Genomic DNA, 18,771 nt, shown 5'->3' on the forward strand with positions numbered 1-18,771 from the left:
CGGCGCACCTGACGCTGAAGGACGCGAGCGTGCCGGTGAACGTGAACCTGCGCACGTACGCGGGGCCGGAGGCGCGTTTCTGCCCGGCAGCCGTGTACGAGTTCGTGAAGAACGACGACGGCAGCGACCGCCTGGTGATCAACGCGCAGAACTGCGTGCACTGCAAGACCTGCGACATCAAGGACCCGACGCAGAACATCGTGTGGGTCACGCCGGAAGGCGGCGGCGGGCCGAACTACCCGAACATGTAACGCAACGCATCCCCGCGCCTGCGGGCGCGAACGAACCGGAGTGAGACGATGAGCAATGCAGCGAAAGAAGTCGTGGTGGTGAGCGGTGTCCGTACCGCGATCGGTGATTTCGGCGGCAGCCTGAAGGATTTCTCGCCGACCGACCTCGGTGCGAAGGTGGTGGCCGAAGTGCTGTCGCGTGCGAACGTGTCGGGCGACGCAGTCGGGCATGTCGTGTTCGGCCACGTCGTGAACACCGAGCCGAAGGACATGTATCTCGCGCGCGTCGCGGCGATCAACGGCGGCGTGGCGCAGCACACGCCCGCACTGACCGTGAACCGCCTGTGCGGGTCGGGCCTGCAGGCGATCGTGTCGGCCGCGCAGACGATCATGCTCGGCGACGCCGACATCGCGATCGGCGGCGGCTCGGAAAGCATGAGCCGCGCCCCGTACACCGTGCCGGCCGCACGGTTCGGCCAGCGCATGGGTGACGGCAAGCTCGTCGACATGATGCTCGGCGCGCTGCACGACCCGTTCCAGACGATCCACATGGGCGTGACGGCAGAGAACGTCGCGGCGAAGTACGGCATCTCGCGCGACGCGCAGGATGCGCTGGCGCTCGAATCGCATCGTCGCGCGGCGCGCGCGATCGCGGAAGGGCGCTTCAAGGATCAGATCCTGCCGGTCTCGATCCGCACGAAGAAGGGTGAAGTTGCGTTCGACACCGACGAGCACGTGCGCCTCGAAGCCAGCGCGGATGATTTCACGAAGCTGAAGCCGGTGTTCCAGAAGGAGAACGGCACCGTGACGGCCGGCAACGCGTCGGGCATCAACGATGCGGCCGCGGCCGTGCTGATGATGAGCGCGGACGCTGCACGCGCGCAGGGCGTGAAGCCGCTCGCCCGCCTCGTCGCGTATGCGCACGCGGGTGTCGATCCGGCGTACATGGGCATCGGCCCGGTGCCGGCCACGCAGAAGGCGCTCGAACGTGCGGGCCTGAAGATCGGCGATCTCGACGTGATCGAGGCGAACGAGGCGTTCGCGGCCCAGGCATGCGCGGTCACGCAGGAGCTGGGCCTCGATCCGGCGAAGGTCAACCCGAACGGCTCGGGCATCTCGCTCGGCCACCCGATCGGTGCGACCGGCGCGCTGATCACGGTCAAGGCGCTGTACGAACTGAAGCGCATCGGCGGGCGTTACGCGCTCGTGACGATGTGTATCGGCGGCGGCCAGGGGATTGCTGCGATCTTCGAGAACATCTGATAATCGAACGCTCAGCACCCGAACACACAGGAAATTTCATGGCCATCGAAATCGTCGGCGTCGTGGGCGCCGGAACCATGGGCAACGGCATCGCGCAGACCGCCGCCGTTGCGGGTCTCAACGTCGTGATGATCGACGTCAGCGACGCGGCGCTCGAGAAGGGCATCGCGACGCTGAAGGGCAGCCTCGAGCGGCTCGTGTCGAAGGACAAGCTCGACGCCGCCACGCGCGACGCGGCGCTGGCGCGCATCACGACGTCGACCGACTACGCGAAGCTCGCAGCGGCCGATATCGTGATCGAAGCCGCGACCGAGAACGTCGAGCTGAAGGGCCGCATCCTGAAGCAGATCGAGGCCGTCGCGCGGCCCGAAGCGATCATCGCGACCAACACGTCGTCGATCTCGATCACCGCGCTTGCAGCGCCGCTCGCCGATCCGGCGCGCTTCGTCGGCATGCACTTCTTCAACCCGGTGCCGCTGATGCCGCTCGTCGAGATCATCCGCGGGCTGCAGACGAGCGACGCGACCGCATCGGCGGTGCGCGAGCTGACCGAGCGTTTCGACAAGTCGCCGATCGGCGTGCGCAATTCGCCGGGCTTCGTCGTGAACCGGATTCTCGTGCCGATGATCAACGAAGCGTTCTTCGTGCTGGCTGAAGGCATCGCGTCGGCCGAGGAGATCGACGCGGGGATGAAGCTCGGCGCGAACCACCCGATCGGGCCGCTCGCGCTGGCCGACCTCGTCGGCCTCGACGTGTGCCTCGCGGTGATGGACGTGTTCGTGAAGGACTTCGGCGATCCGAAGTATCGCGCATGCCCGCTACTGCGCGAGATGGTGACGGCCGGCAGGCTAGGGCGGAAGACGGGGCGTGGGGTGTACGACTACAGCAAGTAAGCAGAAGGCTGGAAAGTCTTCAACGCGGGTGGTGAGTCGTGCCGGATGGTGTAATTCATCCGGTGCGGCTCGCCACCCGCGTTTTTCATTGATGGAAGCGGCTCGCCGAATCCTGTCCGCCGGTTGAATTATTTCGAAAATTGATTTTAATGGTCAAATAGTCAATATAATCGGAGCGATTATCTTTCATATCGATTAAATTGACGTTTCAATATGTAATGTTATATCTTGGTTGCCCAAAAACAACCGAGAGAAAATAAAGTGGCAATAAACGAGGGGTTTCAAAAAAAATGCCGCTGGTCGGCCATCGTCGCGTGGTCGGTATTCGCCGGACTGGCCGGCACTGCATCGGCCAATACCGAGCCGGCGCAGCAGACGCAACCCAGGCAGGCGCGCATGCCTCGCGTGCCGCAGAATCTGCCGGTGTCGCCCGAGCAGGCCCAGTACAACCTGCCGCTCAGCGAACAGGATCGCGCGGCGCTGACCAAGGCTTCGCCGCTCAAGCAGCCGGCCACGCGCAGCAAGCGCAGCACGTCGGGCGCCGATTGCCGCGACATGTCGGCGATGACCCAGTATCGCGGCGCGGCACTCGCCGATTACATCGCGAATCTTCCCGATTACGAATGCCATTACGGCCTGTTCTCGGTCGATAAAGCGCAGGCCACGCAGATCTTCAATGCCGAAAACGTGCACGCTGTCGCGGGTCGTTTCGTGCAGGAAATATTTCAATACGATGCGAGCAATTTGATCCTGGTCAATTTGCTGATTTATCTGCGTGCCGCTTATTACCAATATGATGTATCGGGTATCGCGAACCCGATTCCGAATCTCGCGGTGTCGCTGCGCCCGTATATCAGGCAAAGCCTGGAGGGCGATGCGCTCTATCGCGACAATTCGCGTGCGCCGAGCACCGCGAACGAGCTGATGAAGCTCATCACGAACATGCGGGACGAAGCGTACTACCTGCCGACGCTGAAGAACCGCATCGCGTCCTACACCGTGAGCGCGACGAATCCGCAGGCGGCGGCGCCGCTGCTGCAGCGCAGTGCGGCGGGCGGCTTCACCGGCTTGCTCACGGTGTTCTTCTACGCGCACCAGCGCAGCGGCGTGCAATCGATGCTCGACAGCGATGCGACGCTCCCGGAGACGCTCAACCGCTTCGTCACCGCGAACCGCGCGAGCCTGTCGAACACGAGCGCCGCCTATCAGCTGGCCGACGCGGCACGCGAAACGTTTCGCTTCCTCCGCTATCCGGCGCAGAAGCCGCGCGTGAAGAAAATGATCCAGGACATGCTGGCGTCGACGAGCATGACGGGCGCGGACAGCGACCTCTGGCTCGCGGCGGCGGAAGCGGTCGACTACGGCGATCCGGGCAACTGCGCGGACTACGGCACCTGCGACTACAAGAAGCGGCTGACCGACGCGGTGCTCTCGCATCGCTACGCGTGCAATGCGGGCGTGCGCATTCTCGCGCAGGACATGACGATGCCGCAGCTGCAGTCGGTCTGCACGGCGGTCGCGCGGCAGGACGACTACTTCCACCGGATGATGAAGACCGGGCGCAAGCCGGTCGCGGGCGATCGCAATGACACGATCGAACTCGTCATTTTCGACGACTACGCGAACTATCGAAAATACGCGTCGGTGATCTACGGCATCGGCACCGACAACGGCGGCATGTATCTCGAGGGCGATCCGTCCGCGCCGGGCAACCAGGCGCGCTTCATCGCGCACGAGGCATCGTGGCTGCGGCCCGAGTTCAAGGTGTGGAACCTCGAGCACGAGTTCACGCACTATCTCGACGGCCGCTACGACATGGCGGGCGACTTCTCGGTGAGCACCGCGAAGCCGACCGTGTGGTGGATCGAAGGTGTCGCCGAGTATCTGTCGAGAAAGCACGACAACCCGGAGTCGATCGACGCGGTGCGCACGGGCGCGTACCGGTTCTCGGACGTGCTCGGCACGCGTTACACGTCGAGCGACTACGTCACGCGCGCGTACCGGTGGGGCTACATGGCGACGCGCTTCATGTTCGAGCGCCATCGCGCGGACGTCGACACGATGGTGTCCCGCTTCCGGGTAGGCGATTACGACGGCTACGCAAACCATGTCGCATACATCGGCAATCGCTACGACACCGAGTTCGCCGACTGGGCGCGCAGCGCGACGACGGCGGGCGAGCCGTCGGTGCCGGCGAAGCGCTGACCGGCACGGGCCGGCGCCGCATGACCGGACGCCGGCCTCCGATCGCAACAGCCGCTTTGCTCGGGGCGCTCCGCGTCGGCTTGCACGAAGGGCAACTGCTCCGATGTCGATCACGCGCCGTCGGCATCGCGTGCGTCTATCGCGCGCTTTTCTTCCACGACCGAAACAAATCCAGCAGCGCGCGGCATGGCGTTGATGTTGCCCCCCCGCGTCGCCATACCGCACCGACATCCATCGTCGGGACGGTCACACTCAGGTTGCGCCGGCTGATCCGGTTTCCTTCCAGGGACCACGGACGATAAACGAGATCCGACAGAATCGTGACGCCCTGTCCGAGCGCCACGAGGCTTCTGACGGCCTCGATCGATTTGCTCTGCATCCGGACGTTCGGCGTGATGCCGTAGCTTCCCCAATACTTGCCGACGGTGCGCAGGTGCTCGTCCATGTCCAGGAGCAGGTAGTTTTCGCGCGCGACGTCCTCCAGCGTGACCCGATGCGCGTCCTGCAGCGGATGATCCGGATGGGTCCACAGCCGGCGCGGCGAGCGAAGCATCGTCTCGTATTTCAGGTCGCGAATCTCTGCCGTGTTCGACACCAGGAGCAGTGCGATATCGAGGCGATCGTCGACGAGCATGTCCTCGATCGCTTCGCGCTCGCTTTCGACGAGGCTCACGCTCAGGTTACCGAACCGTTGGGAAATGACCGACATCAGCGACGGCATCAGATAAGCCGAAATGGTTTCGGTCACGCCGATACGAACATGCCCCGAGATCTGCTCGGGCTCTTCCTGCGCCGCCACCACGGCGCGATCGATCGACAGGGTCGCGTGTTGCACGTGACGCAGGAATCGCTCGCCCGCCGGCGTCAGCCGCACGCCTCTCGAATGACGCTGAAGCAGCGTGACGCCCACCGTCTCCTCGAGATTCTTCAGCGCGATGGTCATCGACGACTGGGACACCGAACACAGGTTGGCCGACTGCGAGATCTGGCCCGTGTCGGCCACGGAGACGAAATACTCGATCTGGCGAAGCGTGATGTGCGTGCTCACGGGCGAGGCTCCAGGCAATCCGGGCGGCGCCGGAACGATGCCGCCTCGACGGTCCGAACGGTACACCGGATCGGGTCGTGTGATATTGATTCAATATATATCACGCCATCAAAAGGATGAATTTGTCATGGCCGTTGCCGCTTCATAGCATGGAGTCAAACATGAAGCGGACGATGCGAATCGATGGAAACGCAGGAGAAAAAGGGCTATTGCACGTTGTGCCGGTCGCGGTGCGGCACGATCAACGTCGTGCGTGGCGACATGATGATCAAGGTGCGGCCCGACGCAACGCATCCGACCGGCCACGCGATGTGCATGAAGGGGAAAGCCGCACCTGAACTCGTGCACAGCCCGAACCGGGTGTTGTATCCGATGCGGCGGACCCGCCCCAAGGGGGCCGCCGACCCGGGCTGGCAGCGCATCGGCTGGGACGAGGCATTGTCCGAGATCGCGGAGCGCCTTGCGCATTTCAAGCGCGAGAACGGTGCCGAATCGGTGGCGTTCGGCGTCACGACGCCGAGCGGCACACCCATGAGCGACAGTATCGACTGGGTCGAACGGTTCGTCTGGTTGTTCGGAAGTCCGAACATCTGCTACGCGACCGAGATCTGCAACTGGCACAAGGACAGCGCGCATGTCTTCACGTTCGGCTGCGGCATGCCGACCGCGGATTATCAGCATGCCGACCTCATCGTGCTGTGGGGCAACAATCCCGCCAATACGTGGCTGGCCCAGGCCGATGCGATCGCAAAGGGGCGGCGCCGAGGGGCGAAGCTGATCGTCGTCGATCCGCGGCCGACGCCGCTCGCCCGCGAGGCGGACCTGTGGCTGCGCGTCCATCCCGGCACCGACGGTGCGCTCGCGATGGCCATCGCGAGGCAGATGATCGCGATCGGCAACGTCGACGAACCCTTCGTCCGGCGATGGACGAACGGCCCGTTGCTGGTGCGTGCCGATACCGGACGGTTTCTGCGTGAACGGGATATCGATCCACACGCGTCGGGCAATCGATACGCACTCTGGAACCAGACGCGCGATCGGCTGGAACTGGTTGAAGAAGAGGCCGGTACGGCACTGTCCGATCTGTTGATGACCGGCACGCGCGACGTCGGGATCACGGACTCGACCGGCCGATGCACGCAAGTGGCATGCACGCCAGCGTTCGACCTCTATTCGCGTGCGCTCGCGGCCTATACGCCGGACCATGCCAGCGCGATCACCGGCGTTGATGCCGCCGACATCATGAAGGCCGCGCACATGCTGCATCCCGGGCAGGGCATTGCGTATCACGCGTGGTCCGGCGTGGGGATGCACACCAACGCCACGCAGACGGAGCGCGCCATTGCGACGTTGTATGCGTTGACGGGCGCGTTCGATACGCGCGGCTCCAATCGGGAATGGGCGAAGCAGCCGGCCAATGCGGTCAGCCGCTACGCGATGCTGAATCCGCGGCAGCGCGCGAAGGCGCTCGGCCTGGCGGAACGGCCGCTCGGCCCGCCGTCGCAGGGTTGGGTGACGGCACGCGACGTCTATCGCGCCATTCTCGACGCCGAGCCGTATCGGGTACGCGCGCTGTTCGCGTTCGGCACGAACATGGTGCTGTCCCAGGCGGACGGCGGCATCGCCCACGATGCGCTGTGCGCGCTCGATTTTCACGTTCACTGCGATCTCTTCGAGACGCCGTCGTCGCGCTACGCGGACATCCTGCTGCCCGTGAACACCCCGTGGGAGCGCGAAGGCTTGCGGCTCGGTTTCGAGATCAACGAACGTGCGGTCGAACTCGTCCAGTTGAGGCAGCGCATGGTGCCGCCGAGAGGGGAAAGTCGCGCCGACTACGACATCGTCTTCGATCTGGCCGTTCGGCTCGGCATGAAGGACCAGTTCTTCGGCGGCAGTATCGAGGCGGGCTGGAATCATGTGCTCGAGCCGCTCGGGATGGACGTCGCATTGCTGCGCAAGCATCCCGAGGGCATATCGCGGCCGTTGACGCAATGCGAGCGTCGGTACGCTTCTGCAACCCCCGACGGCGCGCGCGGTTTCAACACGGAGACGTCGCGGGTCGAACTGTATTCCGAGCAGTTGCATCGTCACGGCTACCCGGCGGTGCCCCGATATGTACCGCCGCAGCATGGACAGGGTGGGGGGGCGAACGATCGCCGCCGTTTCCCCTGCACGCTGACCTCGATGAAGAACGGCTATTACTGCCACAGTCAGCACCGCGGGCTCCCGAGCCTGCGCCGCCGCGCGCCGTATCCGGTCGCGGAACTCAATGACGCGCTGGCGGCGGAGCACGGCATCGTCGACGACGACTGGTTCCTGATCGAAACGGCGAACGGCCAGGCGCGCTTCAAGGCACGCGTCGTGCCGGAGCTTGCGCGTGACGTGATCGTGGCCGAATACGGCTGGTGGCAGGCCTGCGACGAGATCGGCATGGATGCGCTCGCCGTGGAGGGGCGCAAGCACAGCAACTTCAACCGGCTGGTTTCGGCGGCCACGCTCGATCCGGTGAGCGGATCGTCGCCGCTGCGTTCCGTCCGCTGCCGGATCCGCCCGGACCCGTCGATCGATTCGTCGCGCCGTGCGTGGAAAGGGCTGCGGGACTGTGTCGTCTCCGCCATCCACGAGGAAGCGAGCGGCGTGCGAACCGTCACGTTTCGGGCGTCGGATAGTGGGGCGTTGCCGGACTACTTGCCCGGGCAGCACGTGACCGTGCACGTTCCGACGCTGGGCGACGGCGGGACGACACGCGCCTATTCATTGACGGGCGCCGCCTGCGAAGACGACCGCCGGACTTACGCCATCTCGGTGCGCCACCAGAAGGGCCGAACCGGGGAGGGTGTTCCGTTCGAAGGTGCGATGTCCTCCCATATCCATCGATCGCTCGAGGTGGGGGATCCCGTGTTCCTTGGCGCGCCCGCCGGCACCTTCATCGTACCGCCGGCGTCGAAGCAGCCCGTCGTGATGTTCGCGGGCGGCATCGGCATCACGCCGTTCCTCTCCTATCTGGAGTCGATCCGGGATCGGGGCGCGCAGGCGCCGGAATCGAAACTCTTCTACGCGAACCTGAACAGCGCGACGCACGCGTTCCGCGAGCGCATCGAGATACTGAAGCAGCGGCTGCCGAAGCTGGAAGTCGTCAACTGCTACAACCAGCCGCACGACGAGGTGCTCGGGCGTGACTACCAGATCAAAGGCTATCTGACCGCGAACGTTGTCAGTGACGACCTGATTCGACGGCGCGCACGGTTTTACTTGTGCGGCCCGGAGCCGATGATGGAGGCGATTACCGCGGGATTGATCGAACGCGGTGTTCCGCCCTTCGACATCTTCAAGGAAGCGTTCAGGTCGCCGTCCAGGCCGGCGCCCGACCCGTCGAAGCGATTCGTCGTCCAGTTCACGCGATCGCATCGTGTGGCCATCTGGACGCCTCGCGACGGCAGCCTGCTGTCGTTCGCCGAATCGCTCGGGGTCGCCATGCCGAGTGGCTGCCGAGTCGGGCAGTGCGAGAGCTGCGCGGTCAAGGTCGTATCGGGTGAAGTCGCGCATTTGAGCGGGCACGGGCCGGATGAAGCGGATATGTGTCTCGCCTGTCAGGCCATTCCGGCAACCGACGTTGCCATCGATGCATGAACCCGCCGAAGGACATGTTCACCATGAAATATTTTGACGCCGTGGCAACACGTGACGCACTGGATTTTGAATCGCTGGTATCGCGTCTGAGGCAAGCGTTCGCCGGCGGTTGTCACGTGCCGCTTCGCCATGCGCATGCGATCAATGCCGGCAGTGAAGACGAAGGCACGGTGCTCATCATGCCTGCGTGGGAAGACAACGGCTATCTGGGCATCAAGACGGTCAATATCTTCCCGGGCAATGCGAGGCACGGCTTACCCGGGTTGCATTCGACCTATGTGCTTTATGACGGGCGGACGGGAAAACCGCTTGCGCAGCTGGACGGGGACGAGATCACGTCGCGCCGCACCGCGGCTGCATCGGCCCTCGCGGCGACCTATCTGGCCCGTCCGGATGCGTCGCGTCTCGTGCTGCTGGGCGCCGGACGCGTCGGTAGCCTGGTTCCGCTGGCGTATCGCAGCCAGTTGCCTATTTCGGACGTCGAAGTCTGGGACAGGAATCCGCGGGCCGGGGCCGAGCTGGTCGATCGGCTGGCCGGGCTCGGCTTCAACGCGGCGCCCGTTACCGATCTCGAGAAAAGCGTTCGGCGCGCGGACATCGTGAGTTGTGCGACGCTCGCGACGGAGCCGATCGTCCATGGCGAGTGGCTTGCGCCGGGATCGCATCTCGACCTGATCGGCAGTTTTACGCCGCGCATGCGCGAGGCCGACGACGATTGCTTCCGGGATGCGGAGATTTACGTCGATACGGACGAAGCACCGCAAAAGTCCGGTGATCTCCTTGGCCCGCTGTCACGCGGGGTCATCGCGATCGGCGACGTGAACCGGACATTGTCGGCGTTGTGCAAGGGCGAGGCGAACGGCCGGCAGAACGACACTCGGAGAACGGTGTTCAAGGCCGTCGGTACCGCGATGGAAGACCTGGCCGCTGCGATCCAGGTCTATGAAAAATCAAACTAGGGTGTGGACGGACAAGGAGACAGGGATGAAGGAATGGATGGAAGTGCCGCGCGTCGATGCGCCGGCGACGGACCGCGAAGGCGCGCTCGAGCGGATGGCCGCCGGCGTCGCGCGCTGGTCGGAGAAGTGGTTCCCGGACGCTTATATCTTCGCCGCGATCGCCGTGGTCATCGTGGCGTTGGGCGCGCTTGCGATCGGCGCGCCGGTCAGGCAGGTCGGCGTGGCGTTCGGCGACGGCTTCTGGAGCCTCATCCCGTTCACGATGCAGATGGCGATCGTGGCCATTTCGGGTTATGTCGTCGCGGTATCGCCACCCGCGTCGAAACTGATCGACGCGCTCGCGCGGCTGCCGTCGTCCGGACGAGCGGCGGTGGCGTTCGTCGCGCTCGTCAGCATCGTCGCGTCGTTGTTCAACTGGGCGATCAGCCTGATCTTCAGCGGCCTGCTGGTCCGGGCACTGGCGCGTCGCGCCGATCTGCGCATGGACTACCGGGCCGCTGGCGCGGCCGCTTATCTCGGCATGGGGGCAACGTGGGCGCTTGGCTTGAGCTCGTCCGCATCGCAACTGCAAGCGAACCCGGACAGCTTGCCCAAGACGCTGCTCGCGATCACCGGCGTCATTCCGTTCGCGGAAACCATCTTCCTGCCGCAGTCGATGCTGATGGCTGCCGTGCTGACGGTCGTGTCGCTGCTGATTGCGTGGCTGTCCGCGCCCGGCGGCACGCGCGCAAAGACGGCGGCGGAGCTCGGGATTCCGCTCGGCGAGGCCCACGCCGCGATCCCGCGCCCGACTCGCCCGGGAGACTGGCTCGAGTACAGCCCGCTCATCACCCTCGCGATCGTCGCGATCGGGACGATCTGGATGGCACACACGTTCACGACGAAAAATCCGCTGATCGCGATTTCGAACCTGAACACGTACAACTTCCTGTTCCTGATGCTGGGCATGCTGCTGAACTGGCGACCGAGGCGCTTCCTCAATGCCGTCGCGCGTTCCGTGCCGTCGGTGGCGGGTGTGCTGATCCAGTTTCCGCTGTACGGCGGCATCGCCTACATCCTGACGAAGGCGTCGGCGCCTGCCGGATTGCCGCTCTCCGATCATCTCGCGCATTTCTTCGTCGCGCTGTCCTCGCAAGCGTCGTTTCCCGCGGTGATGGGGGTGTACTCGGCCGTCCTCGGATTCTTCGTGCCGTCCGGCGGCGGCAAGTGGATCATCGAGGCGCCCTACGTGATCGAGGCGGCAAAACTGCTGCACGTCCACCTGGGCTGGGCGGTGACGGTGTACAACGCGGCCGAGGCGTTGCCGAACCTGGTCAATCCGTTCTGGATGCTGCCGCTCCTCGGTGTGCTCGGGCTGCGTGCACGCGACATCGTCGGGTTCACGTTCACGCAACTGGTGGTGCATCTTCCGCTGGTGATCTTCATGCTCTGGGCCCTTGCGAGCACGCTCAACTACCATCCGCCCGTCATGCCGTGACGAACGTCGGGCTCGTTTGCCGCCGGCGGAATGCGTATCCGGCCGGCGCGGCGTGAAGTCGGTGCCGGCCGCGTACTGCGTTGGACACGACTACGCGCCCAGCACCGACAGATCGCGCGGCAGCGCACGCTTGAACATCGCGAGAATCTGCTGCGCCGCCTTCGGCGGCAGCGTGATCGCATGGCGCACGGCCGCCGCGATCTGGATCATCATCAGTTCGGCGAATGTGCGTCGTTGCGCATGCGGAATCTCGGGCGCCACTTCGCCCAGCGCATCCGCGAACAACCCCGCCAGAAACTCACCGTCCGCCCGGTCGAGTGCCTGCAGCGCGCGGTCGGCCTGCGTGGCCCGCCAGATGTCGCGCATCAGCGGCTCGTCGACGAACATCCGGTAGTAGCTGTCCGTGATGCGGGCGAGCGTGGCGTGCAGGTCGTCGAGCGTCTTCATCGTCGCGAGGTCGCGCCGCACGCAGACGTGGCCGGCTTCGTTGTAGCGCTCCGCGAGCGTGCCGATCACGGCCGCCTTGTCAGGGAAGTACTGGTACAGCGAACCGAACGAGATGCCCGTGCGTTCGACGATGTCGCTCATCCGGAACGCATCGCAACCTTTCTCGATCATCACTTCCGACGCGCACGCGAGGATGCGCTCGAACCGCTCGCGGCTGCGCTGCTGCGTCGGCACCAACCGTGCGCGCGCCGGCACATCCGCCGTGTCCGCTGCCGCTTCGGGCCCGTCGTTCTGCCCCGATTTGTGTCGGCCCATGCCGTCTCCAGAAAAACTTGACGTTGCTAATGCGAGAGTCTATCGTGTTTTTGAAACGCGAGACATTCTCGCATTTTAGTCAAAGGAGACGGTCATGTCGGCACTTCCCATCCTCATCGTCGGCGGTTCGGGCAAGACAGGCGCCCGCGTCGATGCCCGGCTGCGTGCGCGCGGCATCGCGACTCGCCCCGTGTCGCGCACGTCGGCCGTCCGCTTCGACTGGACGGCGCCGGACACGTGGCCGGCCGCGCTCGACGGCGTATCGGCCGCGTACGTGACCTACCAGCCCGACCTGGCCGTCGAAGGCGCGGTGGACGCGATCGCCGCATTCGCGCGGCTTGCGCGGGACAGCGGTGTCGAGCGGGTCGTGCTGCTGTCCGGGCGCGGCGAGCCCCGCGCGCAGGCCGCCGAGGCCGCGCTGCAGGCGTCGGGCGTGGAGTGGGGCGTGGTGCGCGCGAGCTGGTTCAACCAGAACTTCTCCGAGGGCTATCTGATCGACGGCGTGCTGGCCGGTGAAGTCGCGCTGCCGGCCGGCGCGGTGCGCGAGCCGTTCGTCGATGCGGACGACATCGCCGATGTAGCGGTGGCCGCGCTCACCGATGCGCGCTTCGCGAACCGCGTGATCGAGGTCACGGGCCCGCGTGCGCTGACGTTCGCCGAAGCGGTCGGCGAAATCGCACGGGCCGCCGGCCGGCCGGTCGTCTATCGCGAGATTCCGGCCGATGCGTTCGTCGCCGGATTGCACGACGCGGGCGTGCCGGAGCCGATCGTTGCGCTGCTCGACGATCTGTTCGGCGTGGTGCTCGACGGGCGCAACAGCGCGGTGACGCACGGCATCGAAACGACGCTCGGTCGGCCGGCGCGCGATTTCGCCGACTATGCGCGCGCGACGGCCGCCACCGGCGTGTGGAGCGCACGATCATGATCGCGTTCGCGACCGCCGCCTTGCTGTGGGGCTCGGCCATCGGCTGCGGGCTGATGGCCGGTGTGTATTTCGCGTTCTCGACGTTCGTGATGACGTCGCTCGGACGGATCGCGCCGCAGGCCGGCGTGGCCGCGATGAACGCGATCAACGTCGACATCGTGCGCTCGCCGTTCATGCCGCTGTTCCTCGTCACGACGCTGATGGCGCTTGCACTGGTCGTGCTCGCGTTGTTCCATCGCGAGCAGCCGGGCGCGATGCTGGCGGTCGCGGGCGGCGTGCTGGTCGTGGTCGGGATGTTCGCGGTGACGATGGCCGTCAACGTGCCGCTCAACGATGCGCTCGCCGCGGCCGATCCGGCGACCGCGCAGGGCGCGGCGCTGTGGACGCGCTACGTGCACGACTGGACGATGTGGAATCACGTGCGCACGGTGGCGTCGGCCGCCGCGTGCGTGTTTTTCATCGCGGGGATTGCGGCGCGGTAGCGGGGGGCGTCATGCGGTGGACGCGGCCTGTGCGGGCAACCGGCATTCGTCGAGCGTGCCGCACCAGAACCCGTCCTACGCATAAAACGCCGACGGCGACATGCCGAAATGCCGCTTGAACATCGCCGAAAACGCGCTCTGGCTGCTGTAGCCGTGATCCATCGCGACGGTCAGCACCTTCTCGCCGTGCGCGAGGCGCTTGAGCGCGAGCAGCAGCCGCGCCTGTTCGCGCCAGCGGCGGAAGCTGAGCCCCGTCTCGCGCCGGAACGCGCGGTGGAGCGTGCGGACCGACAGCCCGAGCAGGTCGGCCCATTCGGCGATCGTGCGCAGGTCGTCGGGCGCGGCGACGAGCGCATCGCAGATCGTGCGCAGGCGCGGGTCGTGCGGCCACGGCAGGTACAGCGGCAGCAGCGGCGCGACCGTCACCTCGGCGAGCAGCAGGTGCATCAGGTGATCGTGGCGCGAGCCCGGCGCATAGTCGAGCGGCACGTCGACGGCGGCGAGGATCAGCTCGCGCAGCAGCGGATGCACTTCCACGACGCAGCTCCGCGCGGGCAGGTGCTCGACCGCGCCCGGCTCGACGAACACCGTGCGCATCTGCACGTCGCCGCTCATCTGCACCGTGTGGTCGAGACCGGCTTCGAGCCACACGCCGCGCGTCGGCGGCACGACCCACGACGCCCCTTCGGACTGCACGTGCATCACGCCCTCGATCGCATAGAGCAGCTGCGCGCGGCGATGCCGGTGCGGCGCGATCGACGTGCCGTGCGCGTACGTGGCCGCCATCGCCGATACGGGCATTGGCGTCGATTCGAAGCGCAGGTGGGCACCGGGCGGAGTGGACTCGAGTGTCCGATTGGCGACAAGTCGTGACATTTTGGCGTGAGACAGGCAGGTGGACGGGCGGGCACGATGGCGTTCCCATCCACGCCAACCCCCTGTCAGGATATTAATCCGTCGAATGCGATGAACAAGTCTCCTTTTCTGTTTCCCTTCTGCGCGATCGCGCTGTGGGCCGGCAACGTGGTCGTGTCGAAGCTGTCGGCGTCGACGATCGACCCGTCGGCGATCACCTTCTACCGGCTGCTGCTCGCCGTCGCGCTGATGAGCGTGTTCACGCTGCGCCCCGCGTGGCGCAATCGCGCGGCGCTCGTCGCGCACCTGCCGCAGCTCGCGGTGCTCGGCTTTCTCGCGATGGCGCTATTCCAGAGCCTGTCCTACGAGGCCGCTAAAACGACCGGCGCGACCAACATGGCGATCATCACGGCGCTCGTGCCGCTGATGACGATGGCGCTCAGTTCGCTGCTGCTCGGCGATCCGCCCAGCGTCGGCATGATCGGCGGCGGGGTGCTGTCGCTCGCGGGCGTCGTCTACCTGATTGCCGAAGGGCACCCGACGACGATCGCCGCGCGCGGCGTGCATACGGGCGACCTGCTGATGCTGGCCGCGTCGGCCGCCTATGCGTTGTATGGCGTGCTGCTCAAGCGCTGGCGCATCGGTGCGCTGCCGGCGTGGCAGTCGACCTACGTGCAGGCGCTCGCCGCGCTCGTCTTCATGGTGCCGATGCTGCTGCGCTTGCCCGCGCAGGCGGCGTGGCCGACGCGTGCGAGCGTGCCGTTGATCCTGTATGCCGGCGGGCTGGCGTCGGTGGTGCTGCCGTATCTGTGGATGCAAGGCGTGCGGCTGCTCGGCCCGAGCCGTTGCGCGATGTTCATGAACCTGCTGCCGGTGATGACCGCCGGCGGCGCGATCGTGCTGCTCGGCGAATCGCTGAAGCTGTATCACCTGATCGGCGGCGGCGTGGCGCTCGTCGGCGTGGCGATCGCGCAGCGGTTTCCGTTCCAGGCGAGCGCGTCGCAAGGGGTGCGGCAATGAGCGGCGATCGCGACATGCAGAACCTGATGGCCGCGCTGCCGGACGCGCGTGCATCCGTGGAGGGCCCGGCGCTCGCGCACTCGCTCGAACGGATCGCGACTGCGCTCGAAGCGCTGGCGGGCGGCGGCCAGCCGGCGCCCGTCGATTTCGACGCGGCCGTTGCATTCCGCTGGCGCGGCTTCGACGGCGGGCCGCGAGCGGCGCCGCTCGAACCGGTCGCGGCACCCGCGCTCATTGCGTTCGATGCGCTGCGCAACGTCGAGCGGCAGGTCGCGATCGTCGAACGGAACACGCGGCAGTTCGTGCGCGGCTTCGCGGCCAATCACGTGCTGTTGACCGGCGCGCGCGGCACCGGGAAGTCGTCGATCGTGAAGGCGTGCCTGCATGCGTTTGCACCGCACGGGCTGCGGCTGATCGAGGTCGGCAAGGAACGGTTGAGCGATCTGCCGGCGATCGTCGAGCTGGTGCGTGCGCGGCCGGAACGATACATCGTATTCTGCGACGACCTGTCGTTCGAGGCGGGCGAGACCGGCTACAAGGAACTGAAGACGGTGCTCGACGGCTCGGTCGCGAGCGACCTGTCGAACGTGCTGGTGTACGCGACGTCGAATCGCCGCCACCTGATGCCCGAGCAGGCGAGCGACAACGCGAACGTTTCGCGTGCGGAGAACGGCGAGCTGCATCCGGGTGACGCGGTGGAGGAGAAAATTTCGTTGTCCGAGCGCTTCGGGATCTGGGTGACGTTCTACGGGTTCACGCAGGACGCGTATCTGGCGGTAGTCGACAGCCGGCTCGGCGAAGCCGGGTTCGATGCGGAGCAGATTCGCGCGGCGCGCGAACCAGCGCTGCAGTGGGCGCTGGAACGCGGTGCGCGGTCGGGCCGGATTGCCGTGCAGTTCGTGCGGGATTACATCGGGCGGATGGCGGACGAAAGTGACGCGGATGAAAGCGCACGCGCGTTGCGAGCGGGTTGAGTGGGGCGCTACAACACCCGCTCCGACAACACCCTGAAAGCGACATCCGGCACGACGAAGCACAGCGGTTCGTCGGTCGCGCCGATGCGTGCGAGGAACTCGCCGCCGCCGACCGGTTCGACCGGTTTCAGCGGCCGAACCGCGTCGACATCGATCGGCAGGTCGATCGACGCATGCGCGAGGCGGTCGCAGTCGGCGACATGCGCGACGGCCGCGTGCTGCAGCGACAGGTAGACGACGGCGTCGCGCCAGCTTTCGAAGAACGGCGCGAACGCCTCGGGTAGCGTGTCGTCATCCGACATGGCCGCCGAGCAATGAAAATCGGGCGCGCTCCCGCTACCACCCGACAGCCGCGTTCGATACCGTCCGTCCTGCACTGTGTGCGTGAAGCGCTCGGCGAGATGCGATGGCAGCGCATCGCTGAAGAGCCGGCTGCCGAGTGCATAGAGCGGATGATCGAACACGTTCTTGACGAACAGCACCGTGCGATCGGCCGGTACGCCACCCGGTAGCGCGTCGACGTAAAGCCGCCAGTTGCTCTGCAGCGGCGACGGGAACACGCGCCGCAGTGGGCCGGCGATACGCGGGCCGAAATGGCGGTGTGCATAGGTGAGGATCGTGAACGGCGTGCGGCCGTCGCGGCTCGCGAGCGTGATGCCGTGCGGCACCAGATGCGCGACGGCGGCGACATCGACGAGCCACGTGCAGTACACGACATTCTCGACCTCGCTCGCGAGCTGCGGGAACGGCAGCCGCGACAGCAGCGCGCGGCGTGTGCGCAGCAGCGGGCGACTCGCGACGAGCCGGTTGGCGAGGCGGCCGACGGGGCCGGCGGACGGGGAAACGAAGGCGTTGTCCTGGAGCATGAGCGGCATTGTGCCGGTGGCGCGGGGCGAGGGGAAGAGGTGCTGCTCGCGCTCGTCGAAATGGCCGGTTTATGTCGTCGCCGTGGCGCGCCCGAAAGTTCGGCATCGTGGTGCGTTTCTCGGGATTCGCGAAGACTTCCGCGCGACGCGCGCGAATCTCGAAGCGCTTCGGTTCAGTAGCCACTTCTATCTATGTTCGGGATAGCGATATTTATCTTGAAAGGTGGCGCACGGGTGCAACTTTGCATCTCGACTCGTCATTCTGCCGAGTATTTTTTGAGATGGTCTTTGCAGATAGCATGCCTTGCATTGCGGACGGTCGTGTTGCGCGGAATGGGATTGAAGGAAGCCGCGCTGGGAACGAACGTTGTCTGCTCCAGCATCCGCGTTGTTTCAATCGAGATTGGAGAATCAGCGCAAATTCGCCGATTGCGCCCCGGTGAAAGGAGCCGGAGCTGTGCGCTGGCCGAGACGAGGAAGTCATGTATTCACCCGCGCAGTCCCGTGTTGTGTCGATATCCGGCGTTGCGCTACCTGAATTTTCCGGGCAGCTGATTCTTCTGCCGATCAAACCTCTTGGCGATGAAACACTTGGCAAGCTTTCTGCGGTCACGCTCGAGCTCAGTACGCTGAGCCTGCCGGCGCTACCCGTCTACAAGGCGCGTGATCGTATCGGGCTCGACAAGCTGCTTGGTTCCGATCTGACCATTTCGAGTGCGCCGGACCGACCACGCCCGACGTGCGTACCCCCGGTTTCGTATAACGGGCGCGCTTCGCCGCCGGCCTCCGCACCGCTTCCCCCAATTCCTGAATTTCTTCTCGATTTCTCGCCATGACCGGATCTTCGACTGCTGTCGCTCCTCGTCCCCCGCAGTTGGCTGTCGCACCGCTGAACACCATTCACCCGGAAGACATTGCTGCCGCCTCCCGCAAGTTTGATCAGTGGCTGCGGGAGATCAGCGGCGGCGTCGTCACACTTGAACGGGTGAGTAACGTCGCGCAGGGGCTGCCGGTGATCGGTAACGTCATCGCCCTGGCGAGCGTGGCGCTGGGCATGAAGGCGTTGTACGGCAAGCCGAATGCCGATGCGATGGACTGGGTGAGCATCGGTATCGACCTGATCGGCGTCATTCCTGTACCGCCGACGCTGGCAGCGGCTCGCATGAGCCTCAGGCCGATGCT

Annotated in this window: 17 protein-coding genes; 13 read left to right on the forward strand and 4 right to left on the reverse strand. The window is 65.7% G+C overall.

Translation table 11 applies throughout. From position 1 onward, the window contains the following. From G3N96_RS31720 to G3N96_RS31735, 4 genes are all read left to right on the forward strand, one after another. On the forward strand, positions 1 to 251 hold a 251-nt coding region (locus G3N96_RS31720), incomplete at its 5' end, for a 4Fe-4S dicluster domain-containing protein (RefSeq protein ID WP_206139639.1). Between the two features lie 48 nt (positions 252 to 299). Continuing rightward, the gene (gene bktB / locus G3N96_RS31725; RefSeq protein WP_206139640.1) at positions 300 to 1,493 is read left to right on the forward strand and encodes a beta-ketothiolase BktB; all 1,194 of its coding nucleotides are present in this window, start codon (positions 300 to 302) and stop codon (positions 1,491 to 1,493) included. Between the two features lie 38 nt (positions 1,494 to 1,531). Continuing rightward, positions 1,532 to 2,386 carry a 3-hydroxybutyryl-CoA dehydrogenase gene (locus G3N96_RS31730; RefSeq protein WP_089429495.1) on the forward strand — a complete coding sequence of 285 codons (855 nt, stop codon included), beginning with the start codon at positions 1,532 to 1,534 and terminating at the stop codon, positions 2,384 to 2,386. Between the two features lie 261 nt (positions 2,387 to 2,647). Then, positions 2,648 to 4,591: a collagenase gene (locus G3N96_RS31735; protein WP_206139641.1), complete on the forward strand. Its 1,944-nt coding sequence runs from the start codon at positions 2,648 to 2,650 to the stop codon at positions 4,589 to 4,591. 136 nt (positions 4,592 to 4,727) lie between these two features. Here the strand turns inward: G3N96_RS31735 and G3N96_RS31740 are convergent, their stop codons facing one another. Continuing rightward, positions 4,728 to 5,639, reverse strand: a complete 912-nt coding sequence (locus tag G3N96_RS31740) for a LysR family transcriptional regulator (protein ID WP_206139642.1) — start codon at positions 5,637 to 5,639, stop codon at positions 4,728 to 4,730. Positions 5,640 to 5,822: 183 nt separating this feature from the next. Between G3N96_RS31740 and G3N96_RS31745 the strand changes: the two genes are divergently transcribed. From G3N96_RS31745 to G3N96_RS31755, 3 genes are read left to right on the forward strand one after another with little or no spacing between them, the layout of a single operon-like run. Further along, positions 5,823 to 9,269 carry a molybdopterin-dependent oxidoreductase gene (locus G3N96_RS31745; protein ID WP_206139643.1) on the forward strand — a complete coding sequence of 1,149 codons (3,447 nt, stop codon included), beginning with the start codon at positions 5,823 to 5,825 and terminating at the stop codon, positions 9,267 to 9,269. Between the two features lie 23 nt (positions 9,270 to 9,292). Further along, complete coding sequence (locus G3N96_RS31750) at positions 9,293 to 10,228, forward strand: ornithine cyclodeaminase family protein (protein WP_206139654.1); 936 nt, start codon at positions 9,293 to 9,295, stop codon at positions 10,226 to 10,228. 25 nt (positions 10,229 to 10,253) lie between these two features. Continuing rightward, positions 10,254 to 11,705 carry a TIGR00366 family protein gene (locus tag G3N96_RS31755; protein ID WP_206139644.1) on the forward strand — a complete coding sequence of 484 codons (1,452 nt, stop codon included), beginning with the start codon at positions 10,254 to 10,256 and terminating at the stop codon, positions 11,703 to 11,705. Between the two features lie 90 nt (positions 11,706 to 11,795). Here G3N96_RS31755 and G3N96_RS31760 read toward each other — a convergent pair whose 3' ends face one another. Beyond that, a complete protein-coding gene (locus G3N96_RS31760) occupies positions 11,796 to 12,467 on the reverse strand; it encodes a TetR/AcrR family transcriptional regulator (protein WP_206139645.1) in 672 nt (223 codons plus the stop codon). A 94-nt stretch (positions 12,468 to 12,561) separates the two neighbouring features. Here G3N96_RS31760 and G3N96_RS31765 point away from each other — a divergent pair, with 94 nt between their 5' ends. Next, a complete protein-coding gene (locus tag G3N96_RS31765; protein ID WP_206139646.1) occupies positions 12,562 to 13,392 on the forward strand; it encodes an NmrA family transcriptional regulator in 831 nt (276 codons plus the stop codon). Beyond that, positions 13,389 to 13,874: an anthrone oxygenase family protein gene (locus tag G3N96_RS31770; protein ID WP_206139647.1), complete on the forward strand. Its 486-nt coding sequence runs from the start codon at positions 13,389 to 13,391 to the stop codon at positions 13,872 to 13,874. Before G3N96_RS31765 ends, G3N96_RS31770 begins: the two co-directional genes overlap by 4 nt. Positions 13,875 to 13,949: 75 nt before the next feature. Here the strand turns inward: G3N96_RS31770 and G3N96_RS31775 are convergent, their stop codons facing one another. Beyond that, positions 13,950 to 14,750, reverse strand: a complete 801-nt coding sequence (locus G3N96_RS31775; protein ID WP_206139648.1) for a helix-turn-helix transcriptional regulator — start codon at positions 14,748 to 14,750, stop codon at positions 13,950 to 13,952. A 90-nt stretch (positions 14,751 to 14,840) separates the two neighbouring features. Between G3N96_RS31775 and G3N96_RS31780 the strand changes: the two genes are divergently transcribed. Together G3N96_RS31780 and G3N96_RS31785 are read left to right on the forward strand one after the other, a co-directional pair. Continuing rightward, a complete protein-coding gene (locus tag G3N96_RS31780; protein ID WP_206139649.1) occupies positions 14,841 to 15,749 on the forward strand; it encodes a DMT family transporter in 909 nt (302 codons plus the stop codon). After that, positions 15,746 to 16,723, forward strand: coding sequence for an ATP-binding protein (locus G3N96_RS31785; protein ID WP_206139650.1), 978 nt, complete (start codon positions 15,746 to 15,748; stop codon positions 16,721 to 16,723). The genes G3N96_RS31780 and G3N96_RS31785 overlap by 4 nt, the downstream gene beginning before the upstream one ends. An 8-nt stretch (positions 16,724 to 16,731) precedes the next feature. On the opposite strand, the gene G3N96_RS31790 is transcribed toward G3N96_RS31785, so the two are convergent. Next, positions 16,732 to 17,589 (reverse strand): DUF2071 domain-containing protein, encoded by an 858-nt coding sequence (locus G3N96_RS31790; RefSeq protein ID WP_241022918.1) that lies wholly within the window; start codon positions 17,587 to 17,589, stop codon positions 16,732 to 16,734. 482 nt (positions 17,590 to 18,071) lie between these two features. On the opposite strand from G3N96_RS31790, the gene G3N96_RS31795 reads away from it, so the two are divergent. Both G3N96_RS31795 and G3N96_RS31800 read left to right on the forward strand, forming a co-directional pair. Next, a complete protein-coding gene (locus tag G3N96_RS31795) occupies positions 18,072 to 18,425 on the forward strand; it encodes a hypothetical protein (protein ID WP_206139652.1) in 354 nt (117 codons plus the stop codon). Continuing rightward, positions 18,422 to 18,771, forward strand: a 350-nt coding sequence (locus tag G3N96_RS31800) for a hypothetical protein (RefSeq protein ID WP_206139653.1), incomplete at its 3' end; no start/stop codon positions are given. The genes G3N96_RS31795 and G3N96_RS31800, both read left to right, overlap by 4 nt.

The organism is Burkholderia sp. Se-20373 (assembly GCF_017104705.1).
In the GTDB taxonomy this organism is placed as follows: domain Bacteria; phylum Pseudomonadota; class Gammaproteobacteria; order Burkholderiales; family Burkholderiaceae; genus Burkholderia.